General features: G+C 68.9%; 18 protein-coding genes, 4 tRNA genes and 1 pseudogene. 17 read left to right on the top strand and 6 right to left on the bottom strand.

The features are described from left to right. Window positions 1-234: 234 nt before the first annotated feature. Window positions 235-687 (top strand): alpha/beta hydrolase family protein, encoded by a 453-nt coding sequence (locus LXX_RS15490; protein ID WP_256030715.1) that lies wholly within the window; start codon window positions 235-237, stop codon window positions 685-687. 11 nt (window positions 688-698) lie between these two features. On the opposite strand, the gene LXX_RS05210 is transcribed toward LXX_RS15490, so the two are convergent. Continuing rightward, window positions 699-1139: a SufE family protein gene (locus tag LXX_RS05210; RefSeq protein WP_011185911.1), complete on the bottom strand. Its 441-nt coding sequence runs from the start codon at window positions 1137-1139 to the stop codon at window positions 699-701. Then, the gene (locus tag LXX_RS05215; RefSeq protein WP_011185912.1) at window positions 1136-2029 is read right to left on the bottom strand and encodes a sulfurtransferase; all 894 of its coding nucleotides are present in this window, start codon (window positions 2027-2029) and stop codon (window positions 1136-1138) included. The genes LXX_RS05210 and LXX_RS05215 overlap by 4 nt, the downstream gene beginning before the upstream one ends. Before the next feature lie 124 nt (window positions 2030-2153). On the opposite strand from LXX_RS05215, the gene zapE reads away from it, so the two are divergent. The 4 genes and pseudogenes from zapE to LXX_RS16655 all read left to right on the top strand — a co-directional run. After that, window positions 2154-3206, top strand: a complete 1053-nt coding sequence (gene zapE, locus LXX_RS05220; protein ID WP_011185913.1) for a cell division protein ZapE — start codon at window positions 2154-2156, stop codon at window positions 3204-3206. 208 nt (window positions 3207-3414) lie between these two features. Beyond that, entirely contained in the window at window positions 3415-4689 is a 1275-nt protein-coding gene (locus LXX_RS05225) for an ammonium transporter (RefSeq protein WP_041767435.1), read from the top strand. Window positions 4690-4905: 216 nt separating this feature from the next. After that, the gene (locus LXX_RS05230; protein WP_041767437.1) at window positions 4906-6093 is read left to right on the top strand and encodes an ammonium transporter; all 1188 of its coding nucleotides are present in this window, start codon (window positions 4906-4908) and stop codon (window positions 6091-6093) included. Between the two features lie 71 nt (window positions 6094-6164). Continuing rightward, window positions 6165-6818: pseudogene (locus LXX_RS16655) on the top strand (PLP-dependent transferase); the annotation flags it as partial. Here the strand turns inward: LXX_RS16655 and LXX_RS05240 are convergent. Beyond that, the gene (locus LXX_RS05240) at window positions 6737-8020 is read right to left on the bottom strand and encodes a MalY/PatB family protein (RefSeq protein ID WP_068981838.1); all 1284 of its coding nucleotides are present in this window, start codon (window positions 8018-8020) and stop codon (window positions 6737-6739) included. The pseudogene LXX_RS16655 and the gene LXX_RS05240 sit on opposite strands and share 82 nt — an antisense overlap. Before the next feature lie 265 nt (window positions 8021-8285). Between LXX_RS05240 and LXX_RS05245 the strand changes: the two genes are divergently transcribed. Beyond that, window positions 8286-8732, top strand: coding sequence for an NUDIX domain-containing protein (locus tag LXX_RS05245; protein ID WP_011185916.1), 447 nt, complete (start codon window positions 8286-8288; stop codon window positions 8730-8732). Between the two features lie 427 nt (window positions 8733-9159). Here the strand turns inward: LXX_RS05245 and LXX_RS05250 are convergent. After that, a tRNA-Val gene (locus tag LXX_RS05250) sits at window positions 9160-9235 on the bottom strand. 187 nt (window positions 9236-9422) lie between these two features. Between LXX_RS05250 and LXX_RS05255 the strand changes: the two genes are divergently transcribed. From LXX_RS05255 to LXX_RS05280, 8 genes are all read left to right on the top strand, one after another. Then, a tRNA-Gly gene (locus LXX_RS05255) sits at window positions 9423-9495 on the top strand. Between the two features lie 70 nt (window positions 9496-9565). Continuing rightward, window positions 9566-9636: transfer RNA gene (locus LXX_RS05260), tRNA-Cys, on the top strand. 22 nt (window positions 9637-9658) lie between these two features. Further along, window positions 9659-9730: transfer RNA gene (locus LXX_RS05265), tRNA-Val, on the top strand. A 211-nt stretch (window positions 9731-9941) separates the two neighbouring features. After that, the gene (locus LXX_RS14230; RefSeq protein WP_011185917.1) at window positions 9942-10124 is read left to right on the top strand and encodes a hypothetical protein; all 183 of its coding nucleotides are present in this window, start codon (window positions 9942-9944) and stop codon (window positions 10122-10124) included. A 48-nt stretch (window positions 10125-10172) separates the two neighbouring features. Next, window positions 10173-10844 carry a DUF1343 domain-containing protein gene (locus LXX_RS16180; RefSeq protein ID WP_141692827.1) on the top strand — a complete coding sequence of 224 codons (672 nt, stop codon included), beginning with the start codon at window positions 10173-10175 and terminating at the stop codon, window positions 10842-10844. Beyond that, the gene (locus LXX_RS16185) at window positions 10826-11266 is read left to right on the top strand and encodes an exo-beta-N-acetylmuramidase NamZ domain-containing protein (RefSeq protein ID WP_050737855.1); all 441 of its coding nucleotides are present in this window, start codon (window positions 10826-10828) and stop codon (window positions 11264-11266) included. Before LXX_RS16180 ends, LXX_RS16185 begins: the two co-directional genes overlap by 19 nt. Window positions 11267-11285: 19 nt before the next feature. Next, window positions 11286-13262, top strand: a complete 1977-nt coding sequence (thrS, locus tag LXX_RS05275) for a threonine--tRNA ligase (protein ID WP_041767442.1) — start codon at window positions 11286-11288, stop codon at window positions 13260-13262. Further along, window positions 13250-13876, top strand: a complete 627-nt coding sequence (locus tag LXX_RS05280; RefSeq protein ID WP_041767443.1) for an HIT family protein — start codon at window positions 13250-13252, stop codon at window positions 13874-13876. The genes thrS and LXX_RS05280 overlap by 13 nt, the downstream gene beginning before the upstream one ends. Before the next feature lie 30 nt (window positions 13877-13906). Here the strand turns inward: LXX_RS05280 and pdxY are convergent, their stop codons facing one another. Continuing rightward, a complete protein-coding gene (pdxY, locus tag LXX_RS05285; protein WP_011185920.1) occupies window positions 13907-14758 on the bottom strand; it encodes a pyridoxal kinase PdxY in 852 nt (283 codons plus the stop codon). Beyond that, window positions 14755-16104 carry an aminotransferase class I/II-fold pyridoxal phosphate-dependent enzyme gene (locus tag LXX_RS05290; RefSeq protein WP_011185921.1) on the bottom strand — a complete coding sequence of 450 codons (1350 nt, stop codon included), beginning with the start codon at window positions 16102-16104 and terminating at the stop codon, window positions 14755-14757. The genes pdxY and LXX_RS05290 overlap by 4 nt, the downstream gene beginning before the upstream one ends. Window positions 16105-16173: 69 nt before the next feature. Here LXX_RS05290 and pdxS point away from each other — a divergent pair, with 69 nt between their 5' ends. The 3 genes from pdxS (at window position 16174) to LXX_RS05305 (ending at window position 18482) form a co-directional block, all read left to right on the top strand. Then, complete coding sequence (gene pdxS / locus LXX_RS05295; protein WP_011185922.1) at window positions 16174-17073, top strand: pyridoxal 5'-phosphate synthase lyase subunit PdxS; 900 nt, start codon at window positions 16174-16176, stop codon at window positions 17071-17073. Next, window positions 17063-17659 carry a pyridoxal 5'-phosphate synthase glutaminase subunit PdxT gene (pdxT, locus tag LXX_RS05300; protein ID WP_011185923.1) on the top strand — a complete coding sequence of 199 codons (597 nt, stop codon included), beginning with the start codon at window positions 17063-17065 and terminating at the stop codon, window positions 17657-17659. The genes pdxS and pdxT overlap by 11 nt, the downstream gene beginning before the upstream one ends. A 64-nt stretch (window positions 17660-17723) precedes the next feature. Then, entirely contained in the window at window positions 17724-18482 is a 759-nt protein-coding gene (locus tag LXX_RS05305) for a YebC/PmpR family DNA-binding transcriptional regulator (RefSeq protein WP_011185924.1), read from the top strand. Window positions 18483-18485: the final 3 nt, after the last annotated feature.

The raw sequence follows: 18485 nt of genomic DNA on the forward strand, positions 1-18485 counted from the left end.
GACGGCCGCTGGGTCATCCAGGTTCACGGCTGGGGCGCCAGCCGCCAGGAAGGTCTGCGCGCCGTCCCGGTCTTCCACACCGCCGGCTACACCAGCCTGCTGGCCTCCTACCGCAACGACGGCGACGCCCCCGACAGCGCCGACCGCCGCTATGGGCTGGGCGGGACCGAGTAGCGGGACATCGAGGCTGCGATCCGGTACGCGGCGGACCACGGGGCACGCTCCATCGTTCTGATGGGCTGGTCGATGGGCGGCGCGGTCGTGCTGCAGGCGGCCACCCGCTCCGCTGAGCTCGGTCTCGTCAGCGGGCTCATCCTGGAGTCCCCCGTGGTCGACTGGGTCGACACGCTTGAGTTCCAGGCCGCCCTGCTCCGCCTGCCGGACGCGATCACGCAAGGAGCGCTCCGCCTCATCGAGTCCCCTTGGGCCGGGCCGGTCACCGGGCTCGGTGCCCCGATCGACCTGAAAAGCATGGATTTCGTGGCCCGTGCGGTGGACCTGACCCTGCCCACCCTCATCCTGCACAGCAGCGACGATGGATTCGTGCCGGCTACGGCCTCCCTCGCCCTCGCCCGCGGCGACATCGTGACCTTCGTGCCCTTCCACACAGCGCTCCACACCAAACTGTGGAACTACGACGAAGAGAAGTGGAGCGCCGCGATCCGGGCGTGGCTGGCGGAGCGCTGAGCCGGCCGCCGTCAGGTCCGTGCCGCGAGCTTCTCCCGCACCTGCCGTTCCGTGTGGCTGAGCAGGGCCGACATCCCGTGGATGCGCAGCGGCGAGACCGCCTGTGTGAGCCCGAGCGTGCCCGGGAAGTCATCCGGCACCGCGAGCGCCTCGGCTGCGGTCAGACCCGCGAGACCCTGGACGAGGATGGAGGTGAACCCCCGCGTCGTCGGCGCCTCCGGCGGCACGGTGGCGTGAAGCTGAACGATGCCGTCCGCATCCACCTCGACGAAGATGAAGACCGGCGACTGGCACTCTTCCACCCGTTCCAGCAGATCGGGATGGCCCCGATAGCGCTCCGGCAGCTCGGGCAGCCCGTCGGAGAACTCCAGCAACAGTTGCAGGCGCTCGCTCTGCTCCAGCGCCTGAAAGTCGTCGCGGATGCCCGCCAGCGTCCCGCTCAGCTCGGTCATCGGCCACCGCCCGGTTCGGAGCCCATCACGATCGGCACGCGCACCGCCGAACCCCACTCCGTCCACGAACCGTCGTAGTTGCGGACGCTCTCGAACCCGAGCAGGTGCGTCAGGACGAACCAGGTGTGGCTGGAACGCTCGCCGATGCGGCAGTACACGATCACCTCATCGCCCGGCGTCAGACCGGCCTCGCCGAGGTAGAGGGCCTCCAGCTCGGGACGGCGCTTGAAAGTGGCGTCCGGTGCGGCGGCGCGCCCCCACGGCACGGAGGCGGCGGACGGGATGTGACCGGCACGGAGCGCTCCCTCGGCCGGATAGCCGGGGATCTCGGTGCGCTCGCCGCTGTACTCCTCGGGCGAGCGGACGTCGATCAGCGGCTTGCCCCGGTGGGCGAGCACGTCGTCCTTGAAGGTGCGGACGCGGGTGTCGTCCCGTTTCACCACCGGGTACTCGGCCGGTTGCGGCGCCGTGGCCTCACGGGTGAGCTCCCGGCCCTCGGCGATCCATTTGTCGCGGCCGCCGTCGAGGAGGCGAACGTCCTCGTGACCGAAGAGCGTGAACACCCACAGAGCGTAGGCGGCCCACCAGTTGCTCTTGTCGCCGTAGACGACGACCGTTGTGTCGCGGGCGATCCCCTTCGAGCCGAGCAGTTCCGCGAAGCGCTCCGGGGAGACGTAGTCCCGGATGACCGGGTCGTTGAGGTCCGTGTGCCAATCGAGCTTCATCGCGCCCGGGATGTGGCCGGTCTCATAGAGAAGCACGTCCTCGTCCGACTCCACCACGACGAGGCCCGGTGCGCCCAGCTGTGCGGCCAGCCACTCCGTGGAGACCAGGCGCTTGGGGTGGGCGTAGCCGGCGAACGCGGGCGACGGGTCGGCACCGATGGACATGCGGTTCCTCCTCCGGGATAAGCTGAAACCCTGCGACTGAAGGGAAGCCTTCCCAGGCTACGCGGCCGTGGCGGGTTGCGGGACGATCCCTTTCCAACTTCGACGCAAAAGGTGCGCATCCCCTATGACGCTCGAGACGACCGGTTCGCTGCCCCGCCTCGCGGACCGTTCGCCGCAGATCACCGGCGCCGAGATCGTGTCCAGCCTGGTCCCGCCCTCCCAGTTCGAGCGCGCGAGCTTCGACTCGTACCGTCCCGACCGCAGCTATCCGTCGCAGTCCGGGGCCGTGGCGGCCCTCAAACTGTTCGCCACGTCGTGGGAGCCGCAGCCCCCGGCCGGCCTCTTCAGCCGGAGCCGCAAGAAGATCGCCCCGACGGAACCCGGCGTCTACCTCGACGGCGGCTTCGGCGTCGGCAAGACCCACCTTCTCGCGGCGATCTGGCACGAGGCCCCCGGCCCCAAGTACTTCGGCACCTTCATCGAGTACACCGCGCTGGTCGGCGCCCTGGGCTACGCCGGCGCTGTCCAGCTGCTGCGCGGCTCGGACCTCCTCTGCATCGACGAGTTCGAGCTCGACGACCCGGGCGACACCATGATGATGACCCGGATGCTCGGCGAGCTCGTCGCGTCCGGCACCCGCATCGCCGCCACGTCCAACACTCCGCCCAACGCCCTCGGCGAGGGGCGGTTCGCCGCCAGCGACTTCCTCCGCGAGATCCAGTCGCTCTCCGCCCATTTCCAGATCCTCCGCATCGACGGCCTCGACTACCGCCGCCGGGACACCGCCGGCTCGTCCGCGACTCTCGCCGCCGACGAGTACGGCCGAGCGCTCGGAGCGCTCACCGCCCGCGGCGAGACCGCGACGAACGACTCGTTCGACGGCCTCATCACTCACCTGGCGACCGTCCACCCCTCCCGGTACATCAAGATGCTGGAGGGCGTGGACGTCATCGGCCTCTCCGATGTGACCGTGCTGCACGACCAGATGGCTGCCCTGCGTCTGGTGGCGTTCATCGACCGGGTTTACGACGCGGAGATCCCCCTCCTTCAGACCGGTGTCCCGCTCAGCGAAGTCTTCGACGATGAGATGCTTGGCGGGGGATACCGGAAGAAGTACCTGCGCTCGGTCTCCCGGTTGATCGCGCTGACGGCGGGGGAGCTGCCGCCGGCGGCGTAGAGCGGTTCGGGGAGTCTCCCGCCGGATCCGGAGTCCGCTCCCCTCTCCCCGAAACAGACTGTTTACACTCATCGGCCGCTCGTAACAGACCCGAAACACGGGGATGCGACCCCCGAAACGCGACGCGGCGAGACTGGCGACAACCCGAAGCGCCCTCGATAACGGGAATTCCTCCCGCCGGGCATTGCACAGAGAGGTTGGGATTCACATGGTGTTTCACACAGCAGCGGACTACGCAGAGGCAGGGACCGTCAACTCCCTGTGGCTGCTCGTGGCCGCAGCCCTCGTTCTGCTGATGACCCCGGGCGTCGCTTTCTTCTACGGCGGCATGGTGCGGGCGAAGAGCGTCGTGTCCATGATGATGATGAGCGTCGGCGCGATGGCGATCGTGAGCGTGCTCTGGGTCGTCTACGGGTACGGGCTCGCGTTCGGAACGCCGCTCATCCCGCACGTTCTCGGCGCACCGGACTGGTTCCTGGGCAGCCTCATGGGCAAGGACGGGATGACCCCCGATCTGTCCGGGCTCGCCTTCGCCGGGTTCCAGGCCACGTTCGCGATCATCACCGTCGCCCTGATCTCCGGCGCGATCGCCGACCGGGCGAAGTTCGGCGCGTGGATGGTGTTCGCCGCCATGTGGGTGACGGTCGTTTACTTCCCGGTCGCGTTCTGGGTGTTCAACCTCTCTCAGGGCTGGATCGCCAGCGTTCTGCACGTCAACGACTTCGCCGGTGGCACGGCTGTCCACATCAACGCCGGTGCGGCCGGGCTGGCCCTTGCGTTGGTGCTCGGCAAACGTGTCGGGTTCCAGAAAGGGATGAGCAAACCGCACAATGTGCCGCTCACCCTCCTTGGCGCTGCGCTCCTGTGGTTCGGTTGGTTCGGCTTCAACGCCGGGTCGGAGGCCGCTGTGGACGGTGTGGCCGCCCTCGCCTGGATCAACACGCTGGCCGCTCCGGCCGCCGCGACGATCGGCTGGCTCGTGGTCGAGAAGGTCAAGGACGGCAAGCCCACCTCGATCGGGGCGGCATCGGGTGCGGTCGCCGGTCTGGTCGCGATCACTCCGGCATGCAACATCCTGACGCCGTTCTGGGCCATCCTGCTCGGTCTCGTCGCCGGTGCGGTGTGTGCGATCGCGGTGGACCTGAAGTTCAAACTCGGTTTCGACGACTCGCTCGACGTGGTCGGCATCCACCTCATCGGCGGTCTGATCGGAACGCTGTGGATCGGCTTCTTCGGCTTCACCCACATCGACGGCGACGCCTCCAAGCCGTTCTCCAGTCTGCTCTACGGCGGCAGCTTCGTGCAGCTGGGCGCGCAGGCGATCGGCGCCTTCGCAGTGCTGATCTACTCCTTCGTCCTGGCCTTCGTGATCGGCTCTGTCATTCAGCGGACGATGGGCTTCCGGATCAAGAACGAGGACGAACTCGCCGGTGTCGACACGGTCGTCCACGGCGAGGAGGGGTACTCGCTCGAGACCGTCTGAGACGGGGGCGCACATCAGGGCGGCCGGCCGTCGCCCCGGACCGGGAGAGAGAGCTCTTCCCGTGGAGGGCCTCTCGGGGGGGCGACGGCGCGGTGACAGCCCGCCGGTCGCGACCACGGGCGCCGGACTGCTTCGTTCGCATCGCCAGGCCTGCCTCTTTCGTGGGCCCACGCCGCTAAGGTGGTGCTTGCGCAAAGTGGGCGGCTAAGGAGCGTGATGGCAGCGACCAGTCAGCAGGTGGACGCGCTGCTTCTCCTCGTCTTCGGGGCCCTGACGCTGCTGGCCGTCCCCAGTCTCGGCTTCCTCAGCGGAGGTCTCGGCGGTCGCCAGGGCGTCGCACGCGCCGTTCTATTCGGTCTCACCGGGACCGCGGTCGTCGTTCTCCTCGGTGTCGCGGGCGGTTTCGGGATGGTCACCGGTCGGGCCCTCGTGCCGCACCTGCTCGGCCATCCCGACCCGTGGCTCGTCGCCGCCGCGAAGCAGGGCGTCTACGGTCTCGCGCGGGCCGGGTCGGCTCTCGCGCTCTGCGCGGTCGCGACCTCCCTGCTGGGAGTGGCGGTGGCCTCCCGGATCACGCTGCGCGCGTGGCTGCTGTTCGCGGTGCTGTGGTCGGCGCTCGTTCTCGCTCCGGTCGGCTACGGGGCGCTGGCGCTGAGCGACGGCTGGGCGGTCGCGGGCCTGGGAGCGATCAACTTCGGCGGCGCGCTGCTGGTGCTCGCGGCGGGCGCTTCCGCCGCGGGGGTCCTCCTGGCGTGCGGCCGGGGCGAGCATATCGCACCCGGAGCGCGCCACCTCCGGCTCGTCGCGATCGGCGGCGCTCTCCTCCTCGCCGGCTGGTTCGGGCTCACCGCCGCTTCGGAGGGCGCGGTCGACTCCTACACCGCGCTCATCGTCGTCAACTCGTTCCTCGCGGCGGCGGGCGGCTGCCTCATGTGGCTGCTGGTCGACCGGGTCTTCCTGCGCCGCCCGACGATCGCCAGCGCGTTCTGCGGCGCTCTCTCCGGTCTGGTGGCCGTTACCGCGGGCTCGGGCGTCCTCACCCTCGGCTGGTCGTTGCTGCTCGGCGCTCTCGCGGCTCTCGCCTGCGCCACGATGGTCGATCTGGCCGCGCGCGCCCGGCTCGGGGTCGCCATGACGGTCATTGTCATCGCGACGGTCGCCAGCCTGGTCGGCCTGCTCTTCCCCGGGCTCTTCGCCAGCGGCGCAGGGATGGTGGACAGCGGCAACTTCGACCTGTTCATGGCCCAGGCGGTCGCCGGCCTCTCGGTGCTCATCGGCGTTTTCCTCGTCTCGGCCGGACTCGCGCTGGTGCTGCGGCTCACGATCGGGCTCACCCGGGTCCGCTCCGGCGTCAAACGCCCGGAACGCGATCGCGAGCCTCCGGCCCCGCACTGCGACGGCTGAGCCCGGTCGCGCATGACGAACCGTTAACCCGGGACGCGCGCCGCGCCTCCCCTTCTCACTACAGTTGTCGCATGCCTGAGGACTGTCCGCTCGACTTCGAGACCCGCCAGATCCATGCCGGAGCCGTAGTCGACACCGAGACGAACGCGCGTGTCACCCCGATCTATCAGACCGCCGGCTATGTCTTCGACGACTTCGCGGATGGCGAGGACCGCTTCGCCGGCCGGGGCGGCCGGACCTACTCGCGCAACGAGAACCCCACCAATGCGGTCGCCGGCCGCCGCCTGGCCGATCTGGAGGGCGGTGTCGACGGGATCGTCGTCGCCAGCGGGCAGGCCGCCATCGTCGCCGCGATCTCGGCGCTCGCGGAGGCCGGCGATCACATCCTGGTGACCCGTTCGCTCTACGAGGGGACGCGGGAGATGTTCCGCGGGGTCCTCAAACGGCAGGGCATCGCCGTCGAGTACGTCGCCGACGAGGCCGGAGATGAGGAGTGGCTGGCACGGTTCCGCCCGCAGACCAAGGCCGTCTACACCGAGACGCTCCCGAACCCGCTGAACCAGGTGACCGACATCGCACGCCTCGCCAGGCTCGCGCACACCGCCGGGGTGCCGTTGATCGTGGACAACACCGTCCCGACCCCCTACCTGTGGCGTCCGATCGAGGACGGCGCGGACATCGTCATCCACTCGACCTCCAAATGGCTCGCCGGGCACGGCTCGGTGATCGGGGGAGCGGTGGTGGACGCCGGCCGCTTCGACTGGGCGGCGCACGCCGACCGTTTCCCCCAGCTCGCGCAACCGCCGCACGGCCTCCACAACGTCGTGGGCTCGCACGCGAGGTTGATCCGCGCGAAGCCGTGCCCTTGTTCGCCGAACGCGATCCCCGAATTGAGCGCGACCCGCCCCTCCTCGATCAGCCTCCTCGCCGGGTCGTCCCCGAGCCCGGTCGAGCGGAAGTCGAGCCACGCCAGATAGCCGGCGTCGGGCCGCACTGCGCGGACCGACGGTGCGTACACGGCCAGCTCGGACTCCAGGAGCCCCACGTTCGCGACCACCCGTTCCATGAGCGCATCGCGCCAGCCCAGACACGAGAGCGCGGCGACATTGGCGTGCAGGCCCAGGATGCTGGTGCGCGCCGCGACCTCCTCCGGCAGCTGCGTCAGCAACGTGGCGGTCGCCGTCTCCGCGGCGACGACGACCGCGCACTTGAGTCCGGCCAGGTTCCACGCCTTGCTCGCGGAGGTCACGGTGACCGCCCGGGCGCCTGCGGCGCGGGCGACGGGCGCGAACGGGGCGAAGCGGGCGCTGGGGTGGGCCAGCGGCGCGTGTACCTCATCGCTCACCACCAGGACGCCGTAGCCTGCGACGAGGCGGGCGACCGTCTCCAAAGCCGCCTGGCTGTGACATCGGCCGGTCGGGTTGTGCGGGTTGCAGAGGAGGAAAGCATCCACCCCGGCAGCGAACGCCGCCTCGATCGCGCCTAGGTCCAGGGTCCAGTCGGCGTCCTCGCGCAGCGGGACGGTGACCGCGATCGCGTTCGCCTCCTCGATCATCTCGAAGAACGGAGGGTACACCGGGGGTGTGATGAGGACCCGGCCGCCGGTCTCCGGCAGCGCGAGCCGCAGCGTCTCGACGACGCCGACCGTCACGTCTGTGGCCAGACGCACCCATTCCGGGTCCACCTCCCAGCACCAGGAGTTCCATGCGAAGTCGGCGAATGCCGGCGCGAGCAGCCCGGCCGAATCGAGGTAGCCCGTGTCCGAGTTCCGCAACGCCTCCACCACCCGATCCAGGATGGCCTGCTCGACATCGAAGTCCATCTCCGCCACGAACATCGGCAGGACGTCCGCGGGGTAGCGGCGCCACTTGATGCTCGATCGCGTCGCGAAGAGCTGCTCCAGCGGGCGGGCGGGATGGAAAGCCATAGTCACAGGCTGCCGCAGCGGCCGTCCAGACGCGAGTGTCCGCGTCACGGAGCGTAAGGATCGCCGAAAGAGAAAGCCCCCGCTCTGAACGGACCCGTGCGCATCCGTGGCGTAGGGGCTTTGGCGATCAAACCGACGAAGCCGTCGTACTCGTTCGAGTTCAAGCTCGCCCTGGTGGTGCCCGGGGGAGCAGGGAAACGTCGCGGAACTCGCGTGCTCCATGAGCCGGCCTGATCGGTTAGCGACCAGCGGCTAAGCTCCCAACATGCCACGGTCTGACTACGTCGAGTCGATCCGGATGCGGATCGGGAACGATCTGCTCCAGTTACCGGGGGTCACGGCAGTGATCCGCGACGCTGACCGCTTCCTGCTGGTTCGTCACGCGAACTCCGGTCTCTGGAGCTTGATCGGTGGGGCCGTGGAACCGGGGGAAGAACCGCTGGACGCCGTCATCCGGGAGATGTGGGAAGAGACCGGTGCTCACATAGATGTCCACGGAATCGTGGGCGCATACGGCGGTCCATCGATGATGGTTCAGTATCCCAATGGCGATCGGGTGGCCTATGTCACCACGGCGTATGAGTGTCGTCTCCTCGACGCCGCAGAGCCGGACCTGGACGAACTGCTGGAACTCGGATGGTTCACACGCTCTCAGATCGTCGAGTTGCCGAGACGAGAGTGGATCGACCGGGTCATCTCTGACTGTGCGTAGCGAACGTTGCCGTTGCTCGCGGGTCACTTCTTGCCGAGTTCCTCGACCGCTGGCAGTGGCGTCAGCGTCTCCTCGTGCAACGGGTGTGCCACCATTCGTTGGCCGTGGCGTTGCTTACGCTCAAGCGATGCTCAGTAGCGGACTGGGTCATACCGTTGCGTATCGCCTGCTCCGCGCCGATCCGCCTGCCTCGGTGAGCCGGGCGTGCGCGATTCTGAGGTCGTCCAGTAGTGGAAGGCGTTTCCGTTCCTCGGTGAAGCTGCCCTCGGTGAGCGCCTTATGCGCCGTTTCAGCGTCTCGGGAGCGGACGTGATCGCATCCGCCAGCATGTCGGCGGTGTGCCCGGGGGTGCGCGACGATGAGAGCGAGGCTTCGCTATGGCGGCGGCGAAAAGGCCTCCTTCCCAGCAGCGGAAGGCCTCTCTGTGTGGTGGGCGATACCGGACTCGAACCGATGACCTCTTCCGTGTGAAGGAAGCGCGCTACCAACTGCGCCAATCGCCCGTTTGTTCGCACCCGGAAGACCGGCTGCGAGATTCGATCCTAGCCGACCGCGCGGCCTGAACGCACATCGGGCGCGGTCGTACGGACGTGCCGAGCGCGACACACCCGGACGCCGTGGCTGGTTTTGTCATCGGGCTGAGGATCGGCTAAAGTCGTTCAAGTGCCGCAGGAGACTGTGGAACGCAATGCGGATGTAGCGCAGTTGGTAGCGCATCACCTTGCCAAGGTGAGGGTCGCGAGTTCGAGTCTCGTCATCCGCTCGAGTCGGTCCAGGATATTTGTATCCTGGGCTTCTCACATACGGTACGGTTTACCCGTGTTGTGGCGTTCGGTGGATTGGCCGAGAGGCGAGGCAGCGGCCTGCAAAGCCGTATACACGGGTTCGAATCCCGTATCCACCTCGGTCCTGTGAGAACAGGTTCTGGGCGATTGGCGCAGCGGTAGCGCGCTTCCCTGACACGGAAGAGGTCACTGGTTCGATCCCAGTATCGCCCACAGAGAGAATCCCCGGTGAAATCGGGTATTTTTCCGTCAACCCCCACCGAGCCCCCATGCCCCCGCGCACAGGCTGCTCGGTACGCATCCTGGTCTCAGGGCACAGGATCGGCTTCCGGTTCCGGGGTTGCTGTCTGCCTCTCGCCGCTGCGCAGGCGGCTGGTCCGGAGCTGATTTTGCGGTCGGAGATCGGCGCGTCATACTGCTCGTCATGGCATCACCCGCTTCATCCGCAGCTCTCGGTCCGTCCGCCTTCCGGCTGGGGGTGGAGCGCCTGTTCGAGGACCCGGACGAGTTCGCCCGCCTGTCGGGAAAGCGTATCGGCCTCATCACCAACCCGACCGGGGTGGATGCGCAGCTGCGGCACACCGTGGACCGGCTCGTCGCCGGCTAGCCCAGCGGCGGCTACACTCTCACGGCCCTCTACGCGCCGGAGCACGGCATCCTCGGCGGCGCTCCGACGGGCGCGGACATCTCGAGCCACCGCGACGCGCGCACCGGCCTCACGGTGTGGTCGCTCTACGGCGAGACCCAGCGCCCCACTCCGCGGATGCTGAGCGACGTGGATGCGCTGCTGTTCGACATCCAGGATGTCGGCGTGCGCTTCTACACCTACATCTGGACGCTGTACCTCGCGATGGAGGCGGCGGGGGAGGCCGGGGTCGAGGTGATCGTGCTCGATCGGCCCAACCCGCTCGGCGACCGCATGGACGGACCGGTGCTCGAACCCGCTCTGGCCTCGTTCGTCGGGCTGCGGGAGATCCCGCTGCGGCACGGCCTCACGGTGGGGGAGCTGGCGACGCTGTTCGCGGGGGAGTTCCTCCCGCGTCCACCCGCTCTGCACGTCGTGCGGATGTCCGGCTACGACCCGGCGCGCCACCTCGACGGCTACGGCCTGCCGTGGGTTCCGCCGTCGCCGAACCTCCCCACTCGGGAGACCGCCTGGGCGTACCCCGGAACCGGCCTGATCGAAGCGCTCGACGCCTCCGAAGGGCGCGGCACCACCGTGCCGTTCCGGTGGGCGGGCCACTCCGCTCTCGACGAGCTCGCTGCGGTCGCGCTGGCGGACGAACTGAAGCGCGCCGGCTCCCGGGCGTGCTCTTCCGGGCGATGATGGCGACCCCGGCGTCGGGCAAGCAGTCCGGGCTGGTGTGCGGAGGCGTTCAGCTGCACCTCACCGCACCGGACACCTTCGACGGGCTCCGGACCGGACTCCACCTGGTTCAGGCGCTCGCCGAGCGGCCGGGCGTCGGCTGGCGCGAGGAGACCGACCTGTTGCCGTCCGGCGGCGGGCCGGCGGAGACGGTCCCCTGGATCGACCGGCTCACGGGCACGGCGAGTGTGCGCCGGTCGCTGGCGGCGGGGCTCCCGCCTGAGGCGATCGCCGCGGGCTGGAGTGACGGGCTCGCCGCGTTCCGCGAGCGGGCCGAGCCGCACCGGCTGTATGCCCCGCATCCCGAGTCCTCCGCAGGCGGGCCTCCGCGCTCGGGCGGCGAGGGCATTCCGGTTAGAGTTGACACATCCCTTTCGACATGACCTCTTAGGAGTGGATCAGGTGGCCGACGGCTTCGAGTTCTTCACCGACCGTTCCGTTGTTGCGATGCGCGTCAACGGTGAGCTGAAGGATCTCGCGACCATCGTCACGACGACCGACGTCGTCGAACCGGTCACCATCTACTCTCCCGACGGTCTCGCCATCCTGCGCCACTCCACCGCGCACGTGCTCGCCCAGGCGGTGCAGACGGTCAATCCCGAGGCGAAGCTCGGCATCGGCCCGCCCATCGCGGACGGCTTCTACTACGACTTCGATGTCGCCGAGCCCTTCACTCCGGAGGACCTGAAGGCGCTCGACAAGGAGATGTCGCGCATCCAGCGTGCGGGCCAGCGGTTCGTCCGCCGGGTGGTCACCGACGAGGAGGCGCGGGCGGAGCTGGCCGGCGAGCCCTACAAGCTGGAGCTGATCGGCCTCAAGGGGTCGGACGCCGAGTCCGCTGAGGTCGGCGGCGAGGAGTCCGTCGAGGTCGGTTCCGGCGAGCTGACCATCTACGACAATGTCGACCCCAAGACCGGCGAGACGATCTGGAAAGACCTCTGCCGCGGTCCGCATCTGCCGAACACCCGCATGATCGGCAACGGCTGGGCGCTCACCCGCGTGGCGGCGGCCTACTGGCGCGGGTCGGAGAAGAACCCGCAGCTGCAGCGCATCTACGGCACCGCCTGGCCGAGCAAGGACGAACTGCGCGCGTACCAGACCCGCATGGAGGAGGCCGCCAAACGCGACCACCGCAAGCTCGGTGTGGAGCTGGACCTGTTCAGCTTCCCAGACGAGATCGGCTCCGGGCTGGCGGTGTTCCACCCCAAGGGCGGCATCATCCGCAAGGAGATCGAGGACTACATGCGCGATCGGCTGATCGCGAACGGCTACGAGATGGTGAACACGCCGCACATCACCAAGGGGCACCTCTTCGAGACCAGCCAGCACCTCAACTGGTACCGGGAGGGCATGTTCCCGCCCATGCACCTCGACGAGGAGCGCGACGCCGAGGGCAACGTCACCCGTCAGGGTCAGGACTACTACCTGAAGCCGATGAACTGCCCGATGCACAACCTCATCTTCCGTTCGCGCGGCCGCAGCTATCGTGAGCTGCCGCTGCGGCTCAGCGAGTTCGGCACCGTGTACCGCTACGAGAAGTCGGGCACGCTCTCCGGGCTCACGCGCGTGCGCGGTCTGACCCAGGACGACGCGCACATCTACGTGACCGAGGAGCAGATCCGCGACGAGTTCGCCCGTCAGCTCCAGTTCGTGCTGGAGACCCTGCGCGGCTACGGTCTGACCGACTTCTACCTGGAACTCTCCACCAAAGACCCGGAGAAGTACGTCGGCAGCGACGAGAGCTGGGAGACCGCCACCGAGACGCTGCGCGAGGTCGCTGTCGAGTCCGGGCTGGAGCTTGTGGACGACCCGGGCGGCGCGGCGTTCTACGGACCGAAGATCTCGGTGCAGGCGCGTGACGCGATCGGCCGCACCTGGCAGCTGTCCACCGTCCAGCTCGACTTCAACCAGCCGGAGCTGTTCGAGCTGGAGTACAACGCGGCCGACGGCACCCGCAAGCAGCCCGCGATGATCCACCGGGCACTGCTCGGCTCGATCGAGCGGTTCTTCGCGATCCTGCTGGAGCACCACGCGGGCGCGTTCCCGGTGTGGCTGGCGCCGACGCAGGTCGTCGGCATACCGGTCGCCGACGCCTACGGTCCGTTCCTGGACGACGTGATCGCGCAGCTCCGCGCCCGCGGCGTGCGCGCGGAGGTCGACCACTCCGACGACCGGATGCAGAAGAAGATCCGCACCCACACCAAGGCCAAAGTGCCCTTCCAGCTGATCGTCGGCGAGGAGGACGCCAGCGCCGGGACCGTGAGCTTCCGCTTCCGCGACGGCACCCAGCTGAACGGCGTGGCGGTGGACGAGGCCATCGAGCGGATCGTGGCGAGCATCCAGACCCACGAGCTGGTTGACACGGCATGGCCCGCCTGAGTCTGGACGACTACGCCGGCCCCGCCGGCGAGGGTGACGAGACCCCGCACCCGGAACCGGTGCGCGTGGACGACCCATCGCACCTCGCCGGGGTTCCGGACGAGTTCCAGCGGCTGTGGACCCCGCACCGGATGGTCTACATCCAGCACGGTCAGCAGCCGGGCCAAGACGACTGCCCGTTCTGCGTCGCGCCCAGCCTGAACGACGAGGACGCCCTGATCGTCGCCCGCGGCGTGTACGCCTACGCGCTGCTCAACTTGTTCCCGTACAACAGCGGTCACCTGCTGGTCTGCCCGTACCGGCACATCGCGACCTACGACGAAGCGACGGCCGAGGAGGTCGCGGAGATCGGGAGCCTTACCCAGACGGCCATGCGCGTCATCCGTCAGGTCTCGCGCAACGACGGCTTCAACATCGGCATGAATCAGGGCGCGGTGGCCGGTGCCGGAATCGCGGCGCACCTGCACCAGCACATCGTTCCGCGCTGGGTGCAGGATGCGAACTTCCTGCCCATCATCGCCAAGACGAAGGCGCTGCCGCAGCTCCTCAGCGACGTACGCGCCGCGCTCGCGGACGTCTGGTCCACGGACGACTGGCCCACGGACGACGCCTGAGCGCGCCGCTCGCGAGCGGAACGGAGTCGCTCAGCCCACCCGGCTGACCGCGAACTGCTCGCGCGGGTTCGCGTAGAACTCCTGCGACTCCACCAGCCGCAGCTCCCGCTCACCCGATTCGAGCGTGCTGGCGAGGAGATCGTACACGCTCGACACCGTCTTGCGGAGGGCGGTCTCGGCCTCCCCGGTGCGCACATAGTGCGCGGTGAACAGCGCGGCGGTGACGTCGCCGGACCCGTTGGCCTTCATCGGCAGCCGCGGGGTCTGGACGATCCAGGCGCCCGTGTCGTCCACGGCGAGCATCTCGATCGTGCCCTCGGGCCGGTCCGGCCGCTCGACGCTGGTGACGAGCACCGTGCTCGGACCCATCGCCCGCGCCGCCTCCACCGAAGCCAGCGTCGACTCCAGCGTGTCCGGCGTGCTGCCGGTCAGGTAGCCGAGCTCGAACTGGTTCGGCGTGATGAGGTCGGCCACCGGCACGACGCGGTCGCGCAGCAGGTCCGGGATGGCCGGAGCGACGAAGCATCCCGACGCGGCGTTGCCCATCACCGGGTCGCACGCGTACACCGCGTGCGGGTCCGCCGCCTTCACCCGCGCGACCGCGTCGACGATCACGTCCCCGATCCCCTCGCTGCCCTGATAGCCGGACAGCACCGCGTCGATCGACCCGAGAACCCTGCGCTCCTCGATGCCGGTGATCACCTCGCGCACCTCGTCCGGCGCGATCAGCGGGCCGCGCCAGGCGCCGTAGCCCGTGTGGTTGGAGAAGTTCACGGTATACACCGGAAGCACTTCGACGCCGATGCGTTGCAGCGGGAACACGGCGGCCGAGTTGCCGACGTGGCCGTACGCCACCGCCGATTGGATCGAGAGGATCTTCATCCCTCGATCCTCTCACCCCGCGCAGCCCCTGATGTTCCGGCGGACGCCGAGACGAGATCGTCGAGGAGGTGCGCCGTCTCCTGGTCGCTGAGGTCATGCACCGTCAGCCGCAGATGGCGAGACGGCGGCGGCTGTTCGGCGAGGAGGAATTCATCGCCGGTGCGGGCGAGCCAGCCGCGTCGCATCAGCCGCTCGGCCGCGACCCGCGCCTCCACCGGCAGCTCTACCCAGAGATTGAGGCCGTCCGCTGCGGCGGTGGGCAGCCCCCGTTCGGTGAGCCGCGCGGCGAACGAGGCGTTGCGCTTCGCGTAGTGCCGCCCGGCGTCTGCGACCTGCCGCAGCACCGCGTCGTTGGTGAGCTGCGCCAGCACCAGCCGCTGGAGCACGTGGCTGACCCAGATCGTGCCGGGATTCAGCCGGAACGCCAGGCGTTCCGCCGTCTCCGGGTCCGTCGCGGCCAGTGCGAGGCACATGTCCGGCCCGAGGAACTTCGACACCGAGCGCACCAGGGCGAACCGGCGATGGTCTGGCCCGATGATCGTCTCGGCGGGACGCTGAGCGAGCAGGGAGAAGTGGTCGTCCTCGATCACCAGGACGTAGGGATGCGTGGCCAGCAGCTCCCGCAGCGCGGCGGCGCGGCCGGGCGAGAGCGTCGCCCCGGTCGGGTTCTGGGCGCGCGGCGTGCAGATGATGGCTCGCACGCCCGCATCGAGCGCGGCGCGGAGGCCCTCGACCGTCATTCCCTCGGCATCCACCGGCACCGGCACGGCCCGATAGCCGCCCAGACGGACCGTGTGGATGCTCGCGAGAAAGCAGGGGTCCTCCAGTGCGACCGCGTCGTCGCGCAGCAGCGCTTGGGCGAGCAGGCGCTCCACCGCGTCGGCGGCCCCATTGGTGACCGTGATCCGCAGCTCGCGGCCGGGCAAGGCGTCCCGCACCCAGGCGAGCGCTTGTCCCTCCAGTTCGGGGTCGATCACGGGTTCACCGTAGAGCACCGGCCGCTCGACCGCTCGTGCCAGCGCGTACGACAGGCCGGGGATGCGGCGCGGGTCCGGGTTGCCCGTCCCGATGTCGCGGAGCGCGCTCCCCGCGGCGTAGCCCTCCTGTGCCACTGTCTCCCGCTCCGCGATGACGGTTCCGGCGCGTCCACGCCCGACGACGACTCCCGCCTGCGCCAGCAACCGGTACGCCGCGACGGCCGTGTTGCGGTTGATTCCGAGCTGCGTGGCCAGCTCCCGCACCGGAGGCAGTGTGCCGCCGTGCCACAGCTCCCCGCGTTCGTGCAGCTCGCGCACGCTGGCGGCGATCTCCGACGCGGTCGTTCCTGTGATGCTGTGCGTGTCCATGAGCCTCCCACCCGATGCTATCGTTTGGCATAGGCCAAACACTTCTTTGTTCCGCAGGAGAGGACGACGATGACGGACAGCGAACACAGCACCACCGGATCGAGCCGTGTCAAGCGGGGTCTGGCCGAGATGTTGAAGGGTGGCGTCATCATGGACGTCGTCACGCCCGAACAGGCCCGCATCGCCGAAGACGCCGGTGCCGTCGCCGTCATGGCGCTGGAGCGCGTCCCCGCCGACATCCGCGCGCAGGGCGGCGTGGCCCGGATGAGCGACCCCGACCTCATCGAGGCCATCATCGCGGAGGTCCGCATTCCGGTCATGGCGAAAGCGCGCATCGGCCACTTCGTCGAGGCGCAGGTGCTCCAGGCGCTCGACGTGGACTACATCGACGAGTCCGAAGTGCTCTCACCCGCCGACTACGTGAACCACATCGACAAGTGGGACTTCACCGTGCCGTTCGTGTGCGGAGCGACCAACCTCGGCGAAGCCCTCCGCCGCATCATCGAAGGCGCGGCCATGATCCGCTCGAAAGGCGAGGCCGGAACGGGCGATGTCTCGGAGGCGACCAAGCACATCCGGAAGATCACCGCAGAGATTAAGGCGCTCACCGCGATGAGCCGCGACGAGCTGTACGTGGCCGCGAAGGAGTTGCAGGCGCCCTATGAGCTGGTCGCCGAGATCGCCGAGACGGGCACGCTCCCGGTCGTGCTCTTCACCGCGGGCGGCGTGGCCACCCCCGCGGACGCGGCCATGATGATGCAGCTCGGAGCAGACGGCGTCTTCGTCGGCTCGGGCATCTTCAAATCGGGCAACCCCGAACGACGCGCCGCCGCGATTGTGCGGGCGACCACCTTCTCCGACGACCCCAGCGTGGTCGCCGAGGTCTCCCGCGGGCTCGGGGAGGCGATGGTCGGCATCAACGTCGCCGACCTCGCCGCACCGCACCGGCTCGCCGAGCGTGGCTGGTAGCCCCCGGGTCGGCGTCCTCGCTCTGCAGGGCGATGTCCGCGAGCACCTCACGGTGCTGTGGGCACTCGGCGCCGACGCGGTGCGGGTCCGGCGACCGGATGAGCTGGAGACGGTGGCCGGGCTGGTCATCCCCGGGGGTGAGTCCAGCGTTATGGACAAGCTCGCCCGCACTGTCGGCCTGGCCGGGCCGCTGCGGAACGCGATCGCCGGTGGCCTGCCGGTCTACGGTACCTGCGCCGGGCTCATCATGCTCGCCGACACCATTGTCGACGGCATTGCGGGCCAGCGGAGCCTCGGCGGCCTGGATGTGGCGGTTCGCCGCAACGCGTTCGGCTCGCAGGCGGAGTCCTTCGAGACCGACCTGAGCTTCCCCACGCTCGGAGCCGAGCCGATGCACGCCGTGTTCATCCGTGCCCCCATCGTGGAGAGCGTCGGTCCGCGGGCGACCGTGCTGGCGCGCGTGCCGGACGGGCGTGTCGTCGCGGTCGAGCAGGACAACCTGCTCGGCACCGCCTTCCACCCGGAGCTCAGTGGGGATAAGCGGTTCCATGAGTACTTTCTGGTCAAAGTACACGGGCGAGTGTGACGGGGCGGCACAGAAGCGAGGAAGTACTATGGACAGGTTCACGACGTAACTCAAGGGAGCAGCAGTGTCCGGGCATTCTAAGTGGGCCACGACCAAGCACAAGAAGGCGGTGATCGACGCCCGCCGTGCGAAGTCGTTCGCCAAGCTCATCAAGAACATCGAAGTGGCCGCGAAGATCGGCGGCGCTGACCTGTCTGGCAACCCGACTCTCGTGGATGCCGTGCAGAAGGCGAAGAAGACCTCGGTCCCGAACGACAACATCGACCGCGCGATCAAGCGCGGCGCGGGTCTCACCGGCGAGTCCATCGACTACACGACGATCATGTACGAGGGCTACGGCCCCGGCGGAGTCGCCCTCCTGATCGAGTGCCTCACCGAGAACAAGAACCGCGCCGCCGCCGAGGTGCGCACCGCGATGACCCGCAACGGCGGAACCATGGCCGACCCGGGCAGCGTCGCCTACAACTTCCACCGCAAGGGCGTCATCGTCGTTCCCCACGCGGACGGAGTGGATGAGGACGCGGTGCTCGTCGCGGTGCTCGAAGCGGGTGCCGAGGAGGTCACCGACCTGGGCGAGTCGTTCGAGGTGCTCACCGAGGCGACCGATCTGGTCGCGGCGCGCACGGCGCTCCAGGCGGCCGGTATCGACTATGACTCGGCCGACGCCGAGTTCGTGGCCACGGTCACGGTGCAGACGGACGCCGAGGCCGCCCGCAAAGTCTTCCGCCTGATCGACGCCCTCGAGGACTCGGACGATGTGCAGAACGTCTACACCACCCTCGACCTCAGTGCCGAGGTGCAGGCCCAGCTCGACGACGAGTAGCGG

It is taken from the genome of Leifsonia xyli subsp. xyli str. CTCB07 (assembly GCF_000007665.1).
GTDB lineage: Bacteria > Actinomycetota > Actinomycetes > Actinomycetales > Microbacteriaceae > Leifsonia > Leifsonia xyli_C.